The 17,526-nt window shown below is 60.8% G+C and carries 14 protein-coding genes; 8 read left to right on the top strand and 6 right to left on the bottom strand.

Annotated elements, in window-relative coordinates; translation table 11 throughout:
- Positions 1–29 precede the first annotated feature (29 nt).
- The 3 genes from C1J04_RS11550 (at position 30) to C1J04_RS11540 (ending at position 3,533) form a co-directional block, all read left to right on the top strand.
- Positions 30–2,171: a malate synthase G gene (locus C1J04_RS11550; protein WP_009824900.1), complete on the top strand. Its 2,142-nt coding sequence runs from the start codon at positions 30–32 to the stop codon at positions 2,169–2,171.
- An 85-nt stretch (positions 2,172–2,256) separates the two neighbouring features.
- Positions 2,257–2,682: a GlcG/HbpS family heme-binding protein gene (locus tag C1J04_RS11545; RefSeq protein WP_009824899.1), complete on the top strand. Its 426-nt coding sequence runs from the start codon at positions 2,257–2,259 to the stop codon at positions 2,680–2,682.
- 74 nt (positions 2,683–2,756) lie between these two features.
- Complete coding sequence (locus tag C1J04_RS11540) at positions 2,757–3,533, top strand: gamma-glutamyl-gamma-aminobutyrate hydrolase family protein (protein ID WP_009824898.1); 777 nt, start codon at positions 2,757–2,759, stop codon at positions 3,531–3,533.
- A gap of 4 nt (positions 3,534–3,537) precedes the next feature.
- Here the strand turns inward: C1J04_RS11540 and C1J04_RS11535 are convergent, their stop codons facing one another.
- Both C1J04_RS11535 and C1J04_RS11530 read right to left on the bottom strand, forming a co-directional pair.
- Entirely contained in the window at positions 3,538–3,756 is a 219-nt protein-coding gene (locus C1J04_RS11535; protein ID WP_009824897.1) for a hypothetical protein, read from the bottom strand.
- Between the two features lie 49 nt (positions 3,757–3,805).
- The gene (locus C1J04_RS11530; RefSeq protein WP_009824896.1) at positions 3,806–4,558 is read right to left on the bottom strand and encodes an SDR family NAD(P)-dependent oxidoreductase; all 753 of its coding nucleotides are present in this window, start codon (positions 4,556–4,558) and stop codon (positions 3,806–3,808) included.
- 245 nt (positions 4,559–4,803) lie between these two features.
- On the opposite strand from C1J04_RS11530, the gene C1J04_RS11525 reads away from it, so the two are divergent.
- The 4 genes from C1J04_RS11525 (at position 4,804) to C1J04_RS11510 (ending at position 10,254) form a co-directional block, all read left to right on the top strand.
- A complete protein-coding gene (locus C1J04_RS11525) occupies positions 4,804–6,378 on the top strand; it encodes a Re/Si-specific NAD(P)(+) transhydrogenase subunit alpha (protein WP_009824895.1) in 1,575 nt (524 codons plus the stop codon).
- A 13-nt stretch (positions 6,379–6,391) separates the two neighbouring features.
- Entirely contained in the window at positions 6,392–7,825 is a 1,434-nt protein-coding gene (locus tag C1J04_RS11520; protein WP_009824894.1) for an NAD(P)(+) transhydrogenase (Re/Si-specific) subunit beta, read from the top strand.
- A gap of 124 nt (positions 7,826–7,949) precedes the next feature.
- The gene (locus C1J04_RS11515) at positions 7,950–8,849 is read left to right on the top strand and encodes an MBL fold metallo-hydrolase (RefSeq protein WP_009824893.1); all 900 of its coding nucleotides are present in this window, start codon (positions 7,950–7,952) and stop codon (positions 8,847–8,849) included.
- A gap of 121 nt (positions 8,850–8,970) precedes the next feature.
- Positions 8,971–10,254, top strand: coding sequence for a DUF3422 family protein (locus C1J04_RS11510; RefSeq protein WP_009824892.1), 1,284 nt, complete (start codon positions 8,971–8,973; stop codon positions 10,252–10,254).
- A gap of 2 nt (positions 10,255–10,256) precedes the next feature.
- On the opposite strand, the gene C1J04_RS11505 is transcribed toward C1J04_RS11510, so the two are convergent.
- The 4 genes from C1J04_RS11505 to C1J04_RS11490 form a co-directional block, all read right to left on the bottom strand.
- Positions 10,257–11,291, bottom strand: a complete 1,035-nt coding sequence (locus C1J04_RS11505) for a YeeE/YedE family protein (RefSeq protein WP_009824891.1) — start codon at positions 11,289–11,291, stop codon at positions 10,257–10,259.
- 164 nt (positions 11,292–11,455) lie between these two features.
- Positions 11,456–12,454, bottom strand: coding sequence for an ABC transporter permease (locus tag C1J04_RS11500; RefSeq protein WP_009824890.1), 999 nt, complete (start codon positions 12,452–12,454; stop codon positions 11,456–11,458).
- The gene (locus tag C1J04_RS11495; protein ID WP_009824889.1) at positions 12,447–13,514 is read right to left on the bottom strand and encodes an ABC transporter permease; all 1,068 of its coding nucleotides are present in this window, start codon (positions 13,512–13,514) and stop codon (positions 12,447–12,449) included. The genes C1J04_RS11500 and C1J04_RS11495 overlap by 8 nt, the downstream gene beginning before the upstream one ends.
- Before the next feature lie 138 nt (positions 13,515–13,652).
- Positions 13,653–15,374: a peptide ABC transporter substrate-binding protein gene (locus C1J04_RS11490; RefSeq protein ID WP_009824888.1), complete on the bottom strand. Its 1,722-nt coding sequence runs from the start codon at positions 15,372–15,374 to the stop codon at positions 13,653–13,655.
- A 309-nt stretch (positions 15,375–15,683) separates the two neighbouring features.
- On the opposite strand from C1J04_RS11490, the gene C1J04_RS11485 reads away from it, so the two are divergent.
- Entirely contained in the window at positions 15,684–17,516 is a 1,833-nt protein-coding gene (locus C1J04_RS11485; RefSeq protein WP_037954453.1) for an ABC transporter ATP-binding protein, read from the top strand.
- Positions 17,517–17,526: the final 10 nt, after the last annotated feature.

The following is a 17,526-nucleotide window of genomic DNA, read 5'->3' as shown; positions in this document are numbered from 1 at the left end:
AATTCCACGCGAGCGACAGGAGCTATGAGATGACACAGCGTACCGACAAGAACGGCCTTCAGGTTGCCGCCGAACTGGTTGATTTTATCGAGGGTGCAGCACTGCCCGGCACCGGCATCGATGCGGGAACGTTCTGGGCGGGGCTCAGCGATCTGGTACATGACCTTGGCCCCAAGAACCGCGCGCTGTTGCAGACCCGCAAAGACATGCAGGCCAAGATCGACAGCTGGCACAAGGAACGCGCCGGCCAGCCTCATGATGCGGACGCCTACACAAGCTTTCTGCGCGAGATTGGCTATCTGGTGCCCGAAGGCCCCGCGTTCGAGATTGACACAAAAGGCGTCGACCCTGAAATCGCTCAGGTGCCTGGCCCGCAGCTGGTGGTGCCGATCACCAACGCCCGCTTTGCCCTGAACGCCGCCAATGCGCGGTGGGGCAGCCTGTATGACGCCTATTACGGCACCGACGCTTTGGGTGATCTGCCGCAGGGCAAGGGATACGATGCGGACCGTGGTGCACGGGTCGTGGCGCAGGCCAAGGCGTTTCTGGATGACGCGGTGCCGCTGGCGTCAGGCAGTCACGCGGACGTAACGGGGTATGCCGTGGTTGACGGCGCGCTGACACCTGCGTTGAAAGATCCGGCGCAGTTTGTCGGCTACCGTGGGGACGCAGCCGCGCCCGAGGCGATCTTGCTGCGCAACAACGGGCTGCACATCGAAATCCGGATCGACGCCGCGCATAACATCGGCAAGACCGATCCGGCAGGCGTGGCGGATGTGCTGCTGGAATCCGCGATGTCCACGATCATGGATTGTGAAGACAGCGTTGCCGCCGTGGACGCCGAGGACAAGGTCGTGGCCTATGGTAACTGGTTGGGGCTGATGAAAGGCGATCTGTCGGAAACCTTCGAGAAGGGCGGCCAGCAGGTCACGCGCGAGATGCACGGGGATCGCGACTATACCGCGCCAGACGGCAGCGCGCTGACGATCAAGGGGCGGTCGCTGATGCTGGTGCGCAATGTCGGCCACCTGATGACCAACCCCGCCATTCTGGACCGCGACGGGCGCGAGATTGGCGAAGGGCTGATGGATGCCATGGTCACCACGCTGATCGCGATGCACGATCTGCAAAAGACCGGGGGCATGCGCAACTCGGTCGCGGGATCGGTCTATGTGGTTAAGCCCAAGATGCACGGGCCCGAGGAAGTGGCCTTTGCCGATGAGATATTTACCCGCGTGGAAACCGTGCTGGGTCTGCCCGCCAATACGGTCAAGCTGGGCATCATGGATGAAGAGCGCCGCACCTCGGTCAACCTGGCGGAGTGTATCCGCGCGGCCAAATCGCGCGTGGCCTTTATCAACACCGGCTTCCTTGATCGTACCGGCGACGAGATCCACACCTCTATGGAGGCAGGGCCGATGGTGCCCAAGGGCGAGATGAAAAACGCCCCCTGGATCAGCGCCTATGAGGATCGCAACGTTGATATCGGTCTGGCCTGCGGCCTGCAGGGACGTGCCCAGATCGGCAAGGGCATGTGGGCCATGCCCGATATGATGGAGGCAATGCTGGAGGCCAAGATCGGTCACCCCAAGGCGGGTGCTAACTGCGCTTGGGTGCCATCGCCCACGGCCGCCACACTGCACGCGATGCACTACCACAAAATCGACGTGCTGGCGCGTCAGGACGAGATCAAACAGGGTGGGGCCCGTGGCACGCTGGCCGATTTGCTGACCATTCCTGTACTGGACGGGCGGAACCTGTCGGACGCGGATATCGCGCAGGAGGTCGAGAACAACGCCCAAGGCATCCTTGGCTATGTTGTGCGATGGGTCGATCAGGGTGTGGGCTGCTCGAAGGTGCCAGACATCCATGACGTCGGTCTGATGGAAGACCGCGCGACCTGCCGCATCTCGGCTCAGGCGCTGGCGAACTGGCTGCACCACGGGGTGATCTCGGAAGAGCAGGTCACGGCGGCCCTCAAGAAGATGGCCGCTGTTGTGGATCGGCAGAATGCGGGCGATCCGCTGTATCAGCCTATGGCACCGGGTTTTGACGGCATCGCTTTTCAAGCGGCCAGCGATCTGGTGCTGAAAGGGCGCGTGCAGCCTTCGGGCTATACCGAACCTGTCCTGCATGCCCGCCGGTTGGAGCTGAAAGCCGCGCAGGGCTGAGTTTGAAGTTTCGGAAAGGGCGAGGGGCCAGCCCCTCGCGCTCCCCGGAGTTTAGTTGGCAAAATGAAGTAACAATGAGGATAGCATGGCAGTCACATTAGAGCAGGCGCGCACGATGATCGCCGAGACGTTCAAGAAGGGGCATGAGCTGGGGCTGAAGCCCTTGTCGGCAGTGGTGCTTGATGCGGGCGGCCACGTGCAAGCCTTCGAGCGGGAAGACGGTGCAGCTCCGGGGCGTTTCGGGATCGCCCACGGCAAAGCCTATGGCGCGGTGATGCTGGGGATGGCAGGGCGCGCGCAGATGGCGCGGGCCGAACAGCAGGCCTATTTCATGGCGGCGGTGAACGGTGTGTACGGTGGGGCGGTGGTGCCTGTGCCCGGCGGCTTGCTGCTGCGCGATGACGCCGGCGTGGTGATTGGCGCGCTGGGTGTGACGGGGGATACCTCGGACAATGATGTCAAAGCAGCGCTGGCAGGGATCGGAGCGGCAGGGCTGAAAGGCGAGGAATAACGCCCGCTTTGGGGTGTTGAGGTCGGATTGAGGACGCGGTAGGCTTTGAGCGAAATCAAACTCTGAGGCTGAATATGGCGCGTCCTGTTGTTGGTATTGTCGGAAACACCAGCCTGTTGAACGATCAATATCCGATCCACGCCGCCGGCACGATGAACACCATCGCCGTGGCGCAGGTGTCTGGCTGTTTGCCCCTGATCATCCCGAGCGACCCGTCGCTTGTGTCGGTGGAAGAGCTGTTGGAGACCTGCGACGGCTTTTTGCTGACCGGCGGGCGGCCCAATGTGCACCCCGAGGAATACGGCGAACCCGCGACCGAGGCGCATGGCACCTTTGACCGTGCGCGCGACGCTATCGCCCTGGGGCTGGTGCGCGCCTGCGTTGAACGCGGGCAGCCTTTCTTTGGTGTCTGCCGGGGGTTCCAAGAGGTGAATGTCGCCATGGGTGGCACGCTTTACCCCGAAATCCGTGAGCTACCCGGCCGTATGAACCACCGCATGCCCCCCGATGGCACGATGGAGCAGAAGTTCGAGCTGCGCCACGATGTGACCTTTACCCAAGGCGGTATCTTCCACGAGGTCTTGGGGGCCCCGAAGGTGCGGACGAATACCTTGCACGGGCAGGGGATCAAGGCGGCTGGTCCGCGTGTGGTGATCGACGGTTTTGCCGAAGACGGCACACCAGAGGCGATATATATCAAGGACGCGCCGGGGTTCACCCTTGCCGTGCAGTGGCACCCCGAATGGGACGCAGGCAATGATCCGGTGTCGCGTCCCCTGTTCGAACGCTTTGGTGCGGCGGCGCAGGCCTGGGCGGACAGCAAGCATCAGCGGATGTTGAAATCCGCCTGACAGGTTACCCCGACAGCGTGATGCGCGGCACATGCAAGGGGCCTGACCTTGCAAGATAGCGGGCGGTCAGCGTGTCGATCTTCTGCCAGAGGAAATCCGGCGGTGCGGCGGATCTTGGCTGCGGCGCGCGTGGTTTGCCCGCGTGCTGGGGGTGCCGTTTGCGACAGCTTTGAAAAGCGACGGCGCTTGGGGGCGGGGCTATCGGGTATGTGATCTTGTGCATGGGGCGACCTTAGCCGCCCCAAAGTTAACAAATCATGACCGGTGGGCGATTACATCTCGCCGCCGGTGACCTGGATGCATTGTCCGTTGATGCTTTGCGACCCCGGACCGGTCAGCCATGCGGCCGCGGCTGTGACCTCGGACACCTCGATCAGACGCTTGTGCGGGTTGGAGTTGACCATGATCGCGCGCGCTTTTTCTTCCGAGATACCAGCACGTTCCGAGATCGACGCCGTATTGCGCGACACGATGGGCGTGTCGACATAGCCGGGGCAGATTGCGTTGAACGTATAGGGTTGCCCCAGATAATCCGCCGCCAGCGATTTGACCAAACCGATCATCCCGTGTTTCGACGCCGAATAGGCCGCCGCCCCGGGAAGCCCCTTCAGGCCCGCCATCGAAGAGATCGCGATGACGCGGCCCCAGTCGGTATCGCGCATGGTTTTCAACGATTCGCGGATGGTCAGAAAAGCACCGTCGAGATTGGTCGACATCATATTGCGCCAGAAATCCATGTCGGTCTTATGCACGGCCTTACCCTCGGCGATGCCGGCGTTGGGGATGCAGATCTGGATCGGACCGTGGGCTTTGACGGCGGCGGCGATCTTGGCGACCACGTCTTCCTCGCTGCGCACATCCATTGCCATGCCGGTCATGTTATCGCCTGCGACCTCGTCCAGCACTTCTTGGCGTCGGCCTGTGATGGTCACATGTGCGCCCCGTGCGGCCAGATCCCGCGCGATGTCCAGCCCGATACCGGTGCCGCCGCCCGTGATCAGCGCGTGTTTTCCCTGTAGGTCCATTCTGCTCTCCCTTATGAAATGGATCATCATGGGGGCATGCTGTCGGCAGCAGGGGGCAGGCGCAAGGGCGCGCGGGTTTTCACGCAACGTCGTAAACCTAAAAATCGGGCTGTTAGCGCTATTGACGCTGCAAAACGCTGTTCTAATTATGTCCGTCTCTTGTACTATAGGAACCCAAGCGCTATCGCTCTGGGTAATATTATTGCGCCACACTGGGCGTAGAAGCACAAACGGGGGACTCTGGATTGAAGATCGGGACGCCAAAAGAAACATTTGAAGGGGAAAATCGCGTAGCGATGACCCCGGAATCAGCACTGCAGCTGCAAAAGCTTGGTCATAGCTGTATGATCGAAGCCGGCGCAGGCGAGGCGGCTGGTTTTTCCAACGATAAATATGTCGAAGCCGGGGTAGAGGTGATCGACACGGCGGCCGAGCTTTGGGAGACGGCGGATGTCGTGGCCAAGGTCCGCGTCCCCAACACTGAAGAGATGGCGATGATGCGGTCTGACCAGACGCTGATCTCTTTCTTCAGCCCTGTGGCTGATGAGGCCAAGATGAAAGAGGCGGCCGAGAAAGGCACCACTGTTGTCGCGATGGAGATGATCCCCCGGATCAGCCGCGCGCAGAAAATGGACGCGCTGTCGTCGATGGCTAACATCGCGGGCTACCGTGCGGTGATCGAGGCAGGCAACAACTTTGGCCGCTTCTTTACCGGTCAGATCACGGCGGCGGGCAAGGTGCCTCCGGCGAAGGTTCTGGTTGTCGGTGCCGGTGTTGCCGGTCTTGCCGCAATCGGCACGTCCACATCCCTAGGTGCTATCACGCTGGCCTTTGACGTGCGTCCAGAAGTGGCCGAACAGGTTGAATCGATGGGGGCCGAGTTTGTCTACCTCGATTTCGAGGAAGAGCAGCAGGACGGCTCTGCCTCCGGTGGCTATGCCTCTGTTTCCTCGCCTGAATTCCGCGAAGCACAGCTGGCCAAGTTCCGCGAGCTGGCTCCCGAGGTCGACATCGTCATCACCACCGCCCTGATCCCCAACCGCGAAGCGCCTGAGCTGTGGACCGAAGATATGGTCGCAGCGATGAAGCCCGGGTCGGTGATCGTCGATCTGGCGGCGGAAAAGGGCGGCAACTGCAAGCTGACCAAGATGGACGAGAAAATCGTGACCGAGAATGGCGTGACCATCATCGGCTACACCGATTTCCCCAGCCGGATGGCAACGCAGGCCTCGACGCTTTATGCGACCAACATCCGTCACCTGATGACCGATCTGACGCCGGAAAAAGACGGTGTGGTCAACCACAACATGGAAGACGACGTGATCCGTGGGGCGACCATCACCCATGACAAGGAAGTCACCTTCCCACCGCCGCCCCCCAAGGTCGCGGCAATTGCGGCGGCTCCGAAGAAGGACAAGCCGAAAGATCTGACGCCGGAAGAGAAACGCGCCAACGAAGTGGCCGCGTTCAAGGCACAAACCCGCAATCAGGTCGGCCTGCTGGCCATCGGTGGCGCGTTGCTGTTGGCGGTGGGTCTGGTCGCGCCGGCCAGCTTTATGCAGCACTTTATCGTATTCGTGCTGTCCGTGTTTATCGGCTTCCAGGTGATCTGGGGTGTGGCACACAGTCTGCACACACCGCTGATGGCTGTGACCAATGCGATTTCGTCGATCATCATTCTGGGGGCGGTCATGCAGATCGGGTCCGGGTCGTTCCTGGTGATTATTCTGGCCGCGCTGTCGGTCTTTATGTGCGGGATCAACATCTTTGGTGGCTTCCTCGTGACACGGCGCATGCTTGCCATGTTCCAAAAATCGTAAAGGGTTCAGGTAAATGGATTTTGGTTTTACAACAGCGGCTTACGTAGTCGCCGCCATCCTCTTCATCCTCAGCCTTGGCGGGCTGTCAGGTCAGGAAAGCGCCAAGCGCGCGGTATGGTACGGGATCGTGGGCATGGCTTTGGCCGTGGCTGCGACATTGATCGGGCCGGGGGCCGGCTTCTGGCTGCTGTCGCTGATCCTGATCGCGGGTGGCGGTGCCATCGGCTATCAACTGGCGACAAAAGTGCAGATGACGCAGATGCCCGAACTGGTTGCCGCGATGCACAGCCTTGTGGGTCTGGCGGCGGTGTTCGTCGGCTATAACGCGCATATCGAACTGGGCAACGTGCTGGCGATGGATGACACCGCCCGCAAGGCGACCGAAGGGTTCGCAGCGCTGCTGGCCAAGAAAGACAGCGTCGAGATCGCGATCCTGCGGGTCGAACTGTTCCTTGGTGTGTTCATCGGTGCCATCACCTTTACTGGGTCGGTCATCGCCTACGGTAAGCTGGCGGGGCGCGTGGATACGTCGGCGACCAAACTGCCCGGCGGTCACATCCTGAACGCGTCGGCTGCTGGCTTGTCGCTGCTGTGTCTGGTCTGGTACTTCAACACCGGTGGCTTCCTGCCGCTGTTCATCATGACCCTGGCGGCGCTGTTCATCGGCTACCACCTGATTATGGGTATCGGCGGCGCGGATATGCCCGTGGTTGTGTCGATGCTGAACAGCTACTCTGGCTGGGCCGCGGCGGCGATTGGTTTCAGCCTTGGCAACGATCTGCTGATCGTCGTTGGTGCGCTGGTCGGCTCGTCCGGTGCGATCCTGTCCTACATCATGTGTAAGGCGATGAACCGGTCGTTCGTCAGCGTGATCCTCGGCGGTTTCGGCGGGACATCCGGTCCGCAGATGGAGGTCGAGGGCGAGCAGGTCGCAATCGACACCGACGGTGTGGCCACCCTGCTGAACGAGGCCGACAGCGTCATCATCATCCCCGGTTACGGCATGGCGGTCGCGCAGGCGCAGCAAGCGGTCAGCGAGCTGGTCAAGAAGCTGCGGGCCAAAGGCAAGAACGTGCGTTTCGCCATTCACCCCGTTGCGGGGCGTCTGCCGGGTCACATGAACGTGCTGCTGGCCGAGGCCAAAGTGCCCTATGACATCGTGATGGAGATGGACGAGATCAACGATGATTTCCCGTCAACCGACGTGGCGATCGTGATCGGGTCCAATGACATCGTGAACCCTGCCGCACAGGACGACCCCAACAGCCCCATCGCCGGTATGCCGGTTCTGGAATGCTGGAAGGCCAAGAACGTCATCGTGTCCAAACGCGGGCAGGGGACAGGCTATTCCGGCATCGAGAACCCGCTGTTCTTCAAGGACAACACGCGGATGCTTTACGGCGACGCCAAGGCGAGCCTCGACAAGCTGCTGCCGCTGATCGACTGATCACGCGACAGGCGACAAACCAAGGGGCGGTGCAGCAATGCGCCGCCCCTTTTTCTTTTGGGGCGAAGGCAGTGGAACTCAAGCCGGTGGCACGTGTTGAATTGTCATATAGGAGGATTTGAATATGAAGTTTTCGCGCACCAGCCCCTCGACCGGCCCCGGTTCCCCTGAAGTGACCGGCTTTTACGATGACGATACCGGCAGCATCCAATATCTGGTGGCTGATCCGGCGACCTCAAAAGCGGCGGTGATCGACGTGGTTCTGGGCTTCAGCCCACAAAGTGCGGCGACTGACACGCAGCATGTCGATACCATCCTGCGCCACGCCGAAGCCGCGGGCTACGAGATCCAATGGATCCTCGACACCCACCCCCATGCGGACCATCTCATGGCCTCACACGTATTGAAACAGCGGTTGAACAAGCCCAATGCCATCGGGGCAAAGGTGAGAGAGATCGCAGAGCTCTGGCGTGACTATTACAACATGCCCGACGCCTTTGATCCCGCCGCCGATTTCGACCACCTGTTCGAGGATGGCGATACATTCACCATCGGCGAGCTGCCCGTGCGGGTGATGCTGTCGCCGGGGCACACGTTGGGGTCGATCACCTATGTTGTAGGCTCTGACGCGGCTTTTGTGCATGACAGCTTTATGCAGCCTGACGTGGGCACGGCGCGCGCCGATTTCCCGGGTGGCACCGCGGCTGAACTCTACCAGTCCCTTCAAGATATCCTTGCCCTGCCGGATGCCACGCGCCTGTTCATCGGCCATGACTATGGCACCGAGTATCGCAGCCAACCTACTTGGGAATCCACCGTGGCCGAACAACGCCGGCACAACGCCCATATTGGCGGTGGCGTGTCGCAGCAAAGCTTCGTCGACCAGCGCGAGGCGCGGGACAAAACCCTCGCGCTGCCCGACCGGATGCTGCATGTCTTACAGATGAATCTTAGGGCAGGGCGCTTGCCGGAGGCCGAAGACGACGGTCACGCCTACCTCAAGATACCGGTCAATCGGTTCTGAAACGGGTCCGGTATTCCGCGGTATACGGTTAACCCTATGAAAGATATGTGAAATATCACTAGGCGAATGGCGGTGGTCACGATAGACTGCTTTGATTGACCCCTTGTAGAAAGCCCGCATCGTGCCCGCCCTCGACGATCACCCCCTGCGCTATACGCTCAATAGCGAGCTGCACGCCCGCCCGTTCCCCTCGCTCACCGCGCCCCATGTTGCGGCCTATCTGGCCGTGCGCCCATTGGGGGAGGCCGCGCGGCGGGACCGGTCTGTCGATCTGCAACAGCTCCGTGATCTCTTGGCCCATTATGGTGCGCCGCTGCCCGCCGCGGACGCGACCCATTATTTCGGGCCGATGGGGAAATATACGCTGAAGTGGGAGCAGCACACCGAGTTCGTGACCTATACCGTGTTTCTCGATCAGCTCGGCCAGCGCCCCTTTGATCCGGCAGAGTTTGATGTTTTCCCACAGGACTGGCGCGCGGGCCTGAACGCGCAGCGGATCACCTCTATTCTGCTGCGGCTGGTGCCCCGCCCGCAACAGGACGCGCAGATCGCCGAGGCGTTGCAAGACTGGTTCGTCCCCGAAAGCCTCGCCGTGGCATCGGTGCTTGAAGATGCTGCCGTCATCGCCAGCGATTTCCGTATCGACCTCGCGGGCCACATGCGCATGGCAATCTTTGCCAGCGAAGGCACGGGCAGCCGCCGCTTGGGCCGCATCGTGCAACGTCTGTGCGAGATAGAGACCTATAAATCCATGTCGATGCTCGGCTTTGCCAAGGTGCGCGAATTCTCGGGTCAGTTGGACCGTATCGATGCAGAGCTGAACGATCTGATGGCGGGTATGGCAGGCACCTCTGCCATGGCCGAAGACACGCTGCACCGGCTGCTGGATATCTCTGTCGGGCTAGAGGCGCTTTCGGCCGATGCGTCTTACCGTCTGGGCGCGACAGAGGCGTATCAAGCCATCGTCGCACAGCGGATCGGAGCCTTGCGCGAAACACGGTTCATGGCGCGGCAAGGGTTTGATGAATTCATGATGCGCCGTTACGAGCCTGCGATGCGTACGGTCACATCCTCGGAAACACGGCTCAATAAAATGTCCGCCCGCGCCAGCCGCGCGGCCGAATTGTTGCGGACACGGGTTGATGTGGAACGATCCGCGCAAAATCAGGCAATACTGGCCAGCATGGACAAACGCTCTGACCTGCAACTGCGTTTGCAACACACGGTCGAAGGGCTGTCCGTGGTCGCGATCAGCTATTACGCGGTGTCGCTGGTGGGCTATATGCTCTACCCGCTGGCCGACCGTATCGGGGTCAGCAAGGGCACGCTCACGGCAGTGGCCGTCCCGGTGGTCGTGCTGCTGATCTGGGGGCTGCTGCGCCGCCTGCGCCACAAGATCAAATAGGGTCAGTTGCCCGCCGGTGTTGCGCGCAGGAAGGCATGCATCGCCAGCACGCCGACACCGATCATCACAATCGCAAGGATCGCGGCAAGCGACAGCGTGGGCACGCCGGACAATCCGGCCCCCAGCGTGCAGCCGCCCGCCAGTACACCGCCCACACCCATCAGCGCTGCTCCGGCCAGATAGCGGCCGGTCTGGGCGGGTGTCTCGAAACTCTGCCAGCCAAAGCCGCCAAAGATCAGGCTCGACGCGCAGGCCCCCAGGGCCACGCCCCCCAAAAGCCCGACGCCAAAGCCCGCGGGGATCGAACTGCTGGCCACCACCCAGAACAGCGCATCGGCCGAAGGAGAGGTGAACGACAGGCTTTCCATCGCGATCGGGTCGAATTCGTCAAACAGGATAAACCCCGTCCCGACCCAGGCCAGCGGGACCAGCAGGCCAATCATCGCCGCCATCACCAGATGGGTCCAGCGGTTGCCCGATCGCAGCGCCACGGCAAGGGCCGCCACCACGATCAGCCCGCCCCATAGCATCACCCCTCCGGGCAGGGCGGCGAGGCTGACGTAATCGCCAAGCCCAAGCGTCACACTGCCAAGCGCCACGCGCATCGGGGCGAGCACGCCTTTCAACGTGGCATGGGCCACAACGGCAAAGACAACCACGACCAACGCCGCGCGCAAGTTGCCGGAGCCCGCCAGAATGGTCAGCCGAGAGATACAGCCCCGCGTCAACACCATCCCCGCGCCAAAAAGCAGCCCGCCGATGCCAATCGCCAGATAGGGCACATCCGGCACCATAAAGCGGTGGTCGGCAAAGCTGATCCAGCCCATGGCGACCGCGACCTGCGTCCCCAGCACGGCAAAGGCAAGCGCTGTCAGCCAGACCCCTTTTGCAGCGCGCCGGTCCTCGCCAATCAGTGAGCGGCGAAAACAGAATTTGGTGATCTGCCCGAGTATGCCAAAGATCACCCCAACCGCCAGCGCGAACCAGACAGCCGCCTGTTGCGGTGTGGTGGTCTCAAAACCGAATTGTTCAAACATCCCCGTGATCCCCTTGACGACAGCACGACAGTTCCCTGACGCGGAAACCGCCCGAGTTCAAGCCCTTTGCGCCCCCACGACAAAGGGAGGCCGCAGCCCCCCTTCACCCTTTCTCAAATACTCAAACCCGACAGAAGCCTCAAAAGGCGACGGTCCGAGCCGGATCACCGTCCGCGCAACCGCGGGTCCAGCGCGTCACGTAGCCCGTCGCCAAGATAGTTCACGCTCAGCACGGTCAGCGAGATCGCGACGCCGGGCAGGATCACCCGCTCGGGGAATTCCTGCATCCGTGACACGGCATCGGACAAGAGCTTGCCCCATGTCGGATAGTCCGACGGGAAGCCGACGCCCAGAAAGCTCAGCGCGCTTTCGGTGATGATCGCGGTCGCCAGTCCCAGCGTGGCCGAGACCATGATCGGAGAGATGACGTTGGGCAGCAGGTGCTTGCGGATGATCTTGCCCGACCGCGTCCCGATGGACCGTGCGGCGAGGATGAACTCGCGCTCTTTCAGCGCCAGAATGTCCCCGCGCACGATCCGCGCGGTCTGCATCCACGAGGTCAGCCCGATGATGCCGACGATCAGGATGAACATCCCGCCTTCGGGGCCAAACCGTGAGTTGAGCGGTTGGCGGAACAGGGTCACCGCCAGCAGCGTCAGCGGCAGGATCGGCAGCGATAGAACCAGATCGGTAAAGCGCATCAGCCAGAAATCGAGCCGTTTGAAATAGCCCGAGATGACGCCAATGGCCGAACCGATGACCAGCGCCAGCCCCATGGCCAGCCAGCCCACCGCCATAGACACGCGCCCGCCGGCGATCATCTGCGCCATGATATCACGGCCCAGCTGGTCGGTGCCAAAGGGATGTGCCCAACCGGCCTTGGCCTCGCTGTCGAACAGCAGTTGATACACGGGGCGCCAGTTCTTGTTGCGGATATCCAATGCCTTGGGGTCGACATCCCAAAGGTAGGGGCCGAACAACACCGCGAGGGTGATGAACAGCAGGAAGCCTCCGCCAAAGACAGCGCCCTTGTGCTTGCGGAACTGCTGCCAGACGTCGATCCACTGGCTGCGCGGCGGCTTTTGCGGCTCTTTATCGACCAGCGCGCCATAGAGTTCGATGTCGGCCTCGATCGGGCTTGCGGGGGTGGCTTGCTCAGTCATAGCGGATCCTTGGGTCAAGCAGGCCGTATAGAACATCGGCAATCAGGTTGAATAGAACGATGAGGATGGCGAAGATAAAGGTCAGCGTCATCACCATCGGCAGGTCGTTGGCAAAAAGCGCGGTCAGCAGCAGCTGCCCGATACCATTCACTTTGAACACATTCTCGGTAATGATCGCGCCGCCAAAGATCGCGGGCATGCCAAGGGCAATCACCGTGACCACTGGGATCATCGAGTTGCGCAGCACATGGACCAGAACGACCGATTTCTCGCGCAGCCCTTTGGCGCGGGCGGTGCGCACATAGTCCTGGTTCAGGTTGTCCAGCATCGCGCCGCGCATATAGCGGCTGATCTGCGCGGTGGTTTGCAGCGCCAGCACCATCACGGGCATGATCATCTGCATGAACTGGAATTTGAAACTCTCCCAGTCGGTCACGACATGGGTCGTGTCATAGATCGACGGCAACCACCCCAGCGAGACCGAGAAAATCACGATCAGCAGCGGCCCGGTGAAGAAGGGCGGGATCGAAAAGCCGATCATGGTGACAAAGGTGCCCGCTTGATCGAACAGCGAATAGTGGCGGTAGGCCGAATAGATGCCAATCGGGATCGCGATCAGGATGCCCACGATATAGCTAAGCCCAACCACCCAAAGCGTCTGCGGCATCCGCTGGATCACGATATCCATGATCGGGCTGCGGGTCTGCCAGCTGATCGCACGCTGTACGGGACGCACAGCACCTGTGTCGGGGTCAATGAAGGTCGACAGGCTGGTGTCGGGCAGCCAGCCCAGCAGGAAGCTGTCGCGGGTGGCCCAGTCGATGAAGACCTGCGGTTCAACCCAGAAGAACTGGATCAGCCATTTATAATATTGCACATAGATCGGCTGCCCGAGGCCAAGCGCCTCGCGCATTTTCTGTTTTACCTCTGGTGGGACTGTCAGTGGCACCTGGGCCATCGGATCGCCGGGGGCCAGTTGCAACAGCAGGAAGATTACCAGGCTGATAAACAAAAGCGTTGGTATCGACAAAAGTAGTCGACGAATGGTGAAGGTCAGCATGCACAGCGCCTTTGCAAGTCGGTCTAGGGGAGGGGAAGCATGTCAAAATCGAAGGGAGGCGCGATTTCGCACACATTCACACAGGCATCAAGTCATGAGGAGCACGCGCGCTGCGTGCTCCTCTGAGCTTGGGCGTGATTATTCTTTCACGCGGTACCAGTCGGCGGCATTCCACAGTTCGGAATCCCATGTGTTCAGGATCACGCCGCCCAGAGTGTTGGACGCAGCGGAAACCCGACCACGGTCGACCAGCGGAACGATGGTCATCGTGTCACGTGTGATGATGTTGTTCAGCTGCTTGGCGATATCGCCGCGCTTGTCCAACTCGCCCGTGCGCGACAGTTCGTCCAGCAACGCGTCATATTCTTCGTTGCAGAAACGGTTGATGTTTTCACCCTGCCACTGGCTGGAAGGCTTGGGCTCGTTGCCACAGCGATAGGCGGACAGGTAGGCCTGCGGATCGGTGCCGTCAAAGTTGTTCGCGTACATTTCAACGTCGGCATAGAACTTCTGGAAGGTATCGGGCGAACCGGGGTCGCCCCCAAAGAAGACCGACGCATCAAGGTTGCGCAGTTCGACTTCGACACCGATCTGGTTCCACCAGTCTTTGATCAGCGCTTGAAAATCCTGACGGACAGCGTTGGTCGAGGTCTGGTACAGCAGGGACAGTTTTTCACCGTCTTTGTCGCGGATGCCGTCGCCATTGGTGTCGGTCCAGCCGGCTTCTTCCAGCAGGGCTTTCGCGCCTTCCAGATCCTGCGTCAGACATTCGGTGTTGTCGGAGGCATAAAGCTCGGGCGCGGGCACGAGGTTACAGGTCGCGCGACCCGCCTGGCCATAGCCGACCTCGACCAGCAAAGGACGGTCGATCGCCATGGACAGTGCCTTGCGGACCTTGAAGTCGGACAGGATCGGGTGCGGATGCGCCACGGTGGAGCGTTCGCCCTCTGGCAGATCCGGCGATGGGTCTGTCAGGTTCATCTCGATCCGTTCGACCAATGTCCCGAAAGCAGAGATCGCCTGACCCTTGCCGCCTTCGGCCATTTTCGCCAGCACATCGGGGGCCAGCTGCATGTTCCAGGCATAGTCGTATTCGCCGGTTTCCATCACCGCACGACCCGCGGCATTCGCATCCCCACCGCCCTTGAGGGTCAGTGTCGCAAACGCAGGTTTGCTGGGGTCACGGTAGTTGGGGTTGGCTTCCATCTGGATCACGTCATTGGGACGGAAATCTGTCACGCGGAACGGGCCGGTGCCGATGGGGTTAAAGTTGGCTTCGGTACATTCGGGGGCTTTCGCGCCCAGGCAGTCCTTGAACTGCGCGGCCTGAATGATTGGCGATTGCGCGCCCATGAACGGGCCGTAAGGGTTTGGCTTGGCGTCGGTGAAATGAACGGTAACCGTCAGATCATCCACGATATCGATGCTTTCAACGCCATCGAACTTCGACGCCTGCGCGCAGCCGCCTTCGGGGTGCATACAGTATTCAGCGGTGAATTTCAGATCCGCCGAGGTCACCGGCGTGCCGTCGGACCAAACCAGGCCCTCTTTCAGCTTCCAGGTGATGGATTTCAGATCTTCGGCCACGCCGCCGTTTTCAACGGTGGGAATCTCGGTCGCCAGATAAGGGACCAACGCGCCGGTTTCGTCATAGCGGCCCATAGGCTCCAGCACGAGGCTCGCCGCTTCGAGGTCTTTTGTGCCGCCCGACAGATAGGGGGTCATGATCGAGGGCGCTTGCCAGTAGATAACTTTCACCTCGCCGTCGCGTCCACGCTCGCCCTCGTGGGCGGCACCGAATGCGGCGGGGGCAATCGCTACCGAAGCCGCGGCTCCCAGTAACAGGGTTTTCATGTTCATAGCTTACTCCTTGTTGGACACCGTTGGTTTTTTGAGGTGCCTTTTTTTATAGTCTGTCTTTTTTGGCAATGCCAAAAACGTCAATCTTGATCACGGCCGGGGGCAGGGTGCTGCGACAGACAGGGATGCCCGCCAAAACGCCCGTTTTTCCAGCCACGCCAATAACGTCGAAGCATCGAAACAGGTTTGAAGAAAAATGCAAGCCTCCAAAGCAGCGGATGTTAGCGGTCCCTTGGACCGATTTGACACCAGATGACGAAGTGCCTTAGCGTCGTCAAATTGATTAAACGAGAAGCGCTGGAAAATACCATGCTAGACGAGGCAACGCCGACACCAATCGCGCAAATTCAAGAGCTTAGGGTCGAATTTCAAACCCAGGACGGACCCGTTCTAGGTGTGGAGAACGTCAGCTTTGACATCAATGCGGGTGAAACTGTCTGCGTTGTGGGCGAATCCGGCTCGGGTAAATCGGTGTCCTCGCTGTCGCTGATGCGTCTGGTCGAGTTCGGCGGCGGAAAAATTGCGGGTGGGCGCCTATTATTTGAGCGCCAGAACGATCCCGCTGTCGATTTGGCGCGCACAGATCAAGATGTGATGCGCGATATTCGCGGCAATGAGATCGGGATGATCTTTCAGGAACCGATGACAGCGCTGAACCCGGTCTTTACCGTCGGTCGCCAACTGACCGAAGGGCTGCGCCTGCACAAGAACATGTCCAAGGCGCAGGCAGAGGCCCGCGCGCTGGAGCTTCTGACCCAGGTTCGTATCCCCGAACCGGCCCGCCGTCTTGCACAATACCCGCACGAACTGTCGGGCGGGATGCGCCAGCGCGTGGTGATCGCCATGGCGCTGGCCTGTTCGCCGCGGCTGTTGATCGCGGATGAACCCACCACCGCGCTGGATGTGACCATTCAGGCCGAAATCCTCGCGCTGATCGACCGGTTGAAACGCGAGACCGGCACCGCCGTCATGTTCATCACCCATGACATGGCCGTTGTTGCCCAGATGGCCGATCGCGTCGTTGTCATGTTCCGCGGCAACAAGGTCGAAGAAGGCACGGTCGAGGAAATCTTCGAGAATCCCCAACACCCCTATACCAAGGCGTTGCTGGCCGCCGTCCCCAAGCTGGGCGAGATGCGCGGCAAACCCTATCCCGAACCGATGAAACTGCTCGGAACTGCGGATAAAGAGATCAAACCCATCAAGGGCACAGAGGAAACGCTGCTGACGGTCAAGAACCTGACCACGCGCTTTCCGGTGCAGGGCGGCTTCCTGCGCCGCACCGTCGCCAATGTCCATGCGGTCGAGGACCTGTCGTTTACCATCAACAAGGGCCAGACGCTAAGCCTTGTGGGGGAATCCGGCTGCGGGAAATCTACGGCGGGGCGGTCCTTGCTGCGACTGGTCGAACCCCAATCGGGCGAGGTCAACCTCGATGGCAAAGACATCATGGCACTGGATTCACGTGGCCTGCACAAGGCGCGGCTGGACATGCAGATGATCTTTCAGGACCCGTTTGCCTCGCTCAATCCGCAGATGCAGCTGTCGGATCAGGTGGCCGAACCAATCCACAATTATGGCACGCTCAAAGGGGCCGAGCTGACCAAACGCATCGAGATGCTGTTTGACCGTGTGGAACTGCCGCGCAGCTTCATGCGCCGCTTCCCGCACGAGCTGTCAGGTGGTCAGCGCCAGCGCGTCGCCATCGCGCGGGCCTTGGCGCTGAACCCCAAGCTGATTGTTGCGGATGAAGCCGTGTCGGCGCTGGATGTGTCGGTGCAGGCGCAGGTGGTCAATCTGATGCTGGAATTGCAAGCGGAAATGGGGCTGTCCTTCCTGTTCATCAGCCACGATATGGCTGTGGTCGAACGGGTCAGCCACCACGTCGGCGTGATGTATCTGGGCCGGATCGTAGAAATGGGCACGCGGTCGCAGGTGTTTGAAAACCCGCAGCACCCCTATACGCAGGCCCTGATGAAAGCGGTCCCCATCGCCGATCCACGGCGTCGCAAAAAGGAAAGCGAGCTGAACTTCAAGCCGATCCCGTCCCCGATCCATCCGACAAGCTATGTCGCGGAACCCTCTGTTTACAAAACCGTATCCCCCGGCCATCAGGTCTTGATCACCGATAGCGGATACTAAAGGACCACAT

The sequence above is a fragment of the Sulfitobacter sp. SK025 genome (assembly GCF_003352105.1).
Taxonomy (GTDB): domain Bacteria; phylum Pseudomonadota; class Alphaproteobacteria; order Rhodobacterales; family Rhodobacteraceae; genus Sulfitobacter; species Sulfitobacter pontiacus.
Note: the sequence above shows the minus strand (reverse complement) of the source record. Positions and strands in the feature narration are given on the sequence as shown.

What these genes read in the sequence shown, in the direction of transcription:
- C1J04_RS11550 (WP_009824900.1), top strand. Translation starts at nt 30, where the DNA reads ATGACACAGCGTACCGACAAGAACGGCCTTCAGGTTGCCGCCGAACTG.
- C1J04_RS11545 (WP_009824899.1), top strand. Translation starts at nt 2,257, where the DNA reads ATGGCAGTCACATTAGAGCAGGCGCGCACGATGATCGCCGAGACGTTC.
- C1J04_RS11540 (WP_009824898.1), top strand. Translation starts at nt 2,757, where the DNA reads ATGGCGCGTCCTGTTGTTGGTATTGTCGGAAACACCAGCCTGTTGAAC.
- C1J04_RS11535 (WP_009824897.1), bottom strand. Translation starts at nt 3,756, where the DNA reads ATGCACAAGATCACATACCCGATAGCCCCGCCCCCAAGCGCCGTCGCT.
- C1J04_RS11530 (WP_009824896.1), bottom strand. Translation starts at nt 4,558, where the DNA reads ATGGACCTACAGGGAAAACACGCGCTGATCACGGGCGGCGGCACCGGT.
- C1J04_RS11520 (WP_009824894.1), top strand. Translation starts at nt 6,392, where the DNA reads ATGGATTTTGGTTTTACAACAGCGGCTTACGTAGTCGCCGCCATCCTC.
- C1J04_RS11515 (WP_009824893.1), top strand. Translation starts at nt 7,950, where the DNA reads ATGAAGTTTTCGCGCACCAGCCCCTCGACCGGCCCCGGTTCCCCTGAA.
- C1J04_RS11505 (WP_009824891.1), bottom strand. Translation starts at nt 11,291, where the DNA reads ATGTTTGAACAATTCGGTTTTGAGACCACCACACCGCAACAGGCGGCT.
- C1J04_RS11500 (WP_009824890.1), bottom strand. Translation starts at nt 12,454, where the DNA reads ATGACTGAGCAAGCCACCCCCGCAAGCCCGATCGAGGCCGACATCGAA.
- C1J04_RS11495 (WP_009824889.1), bottom strand. Translation starts at nt 13,514, where the DNA reads ATGCTGACCTTCACCATTCGTCGACTACTTTTGTCGATACCAACGCTT.
- C1J04_RS11490 (WP_009824888.1), bottom strand. Translation starts at nt 15,374, where the DNA reads ATGAACATGAAAACCCTGTTACTGGGAGCCGCGGCTTCGGTAGCGATT.
- C1J04_RS11485 (WP_037954453.1), top strand. Translation starts at nt 15,684, where the DNA reads ATGCTAGACGAGGCAACGCCGACACCAATCGCGCAAATTCAAGAGCTT.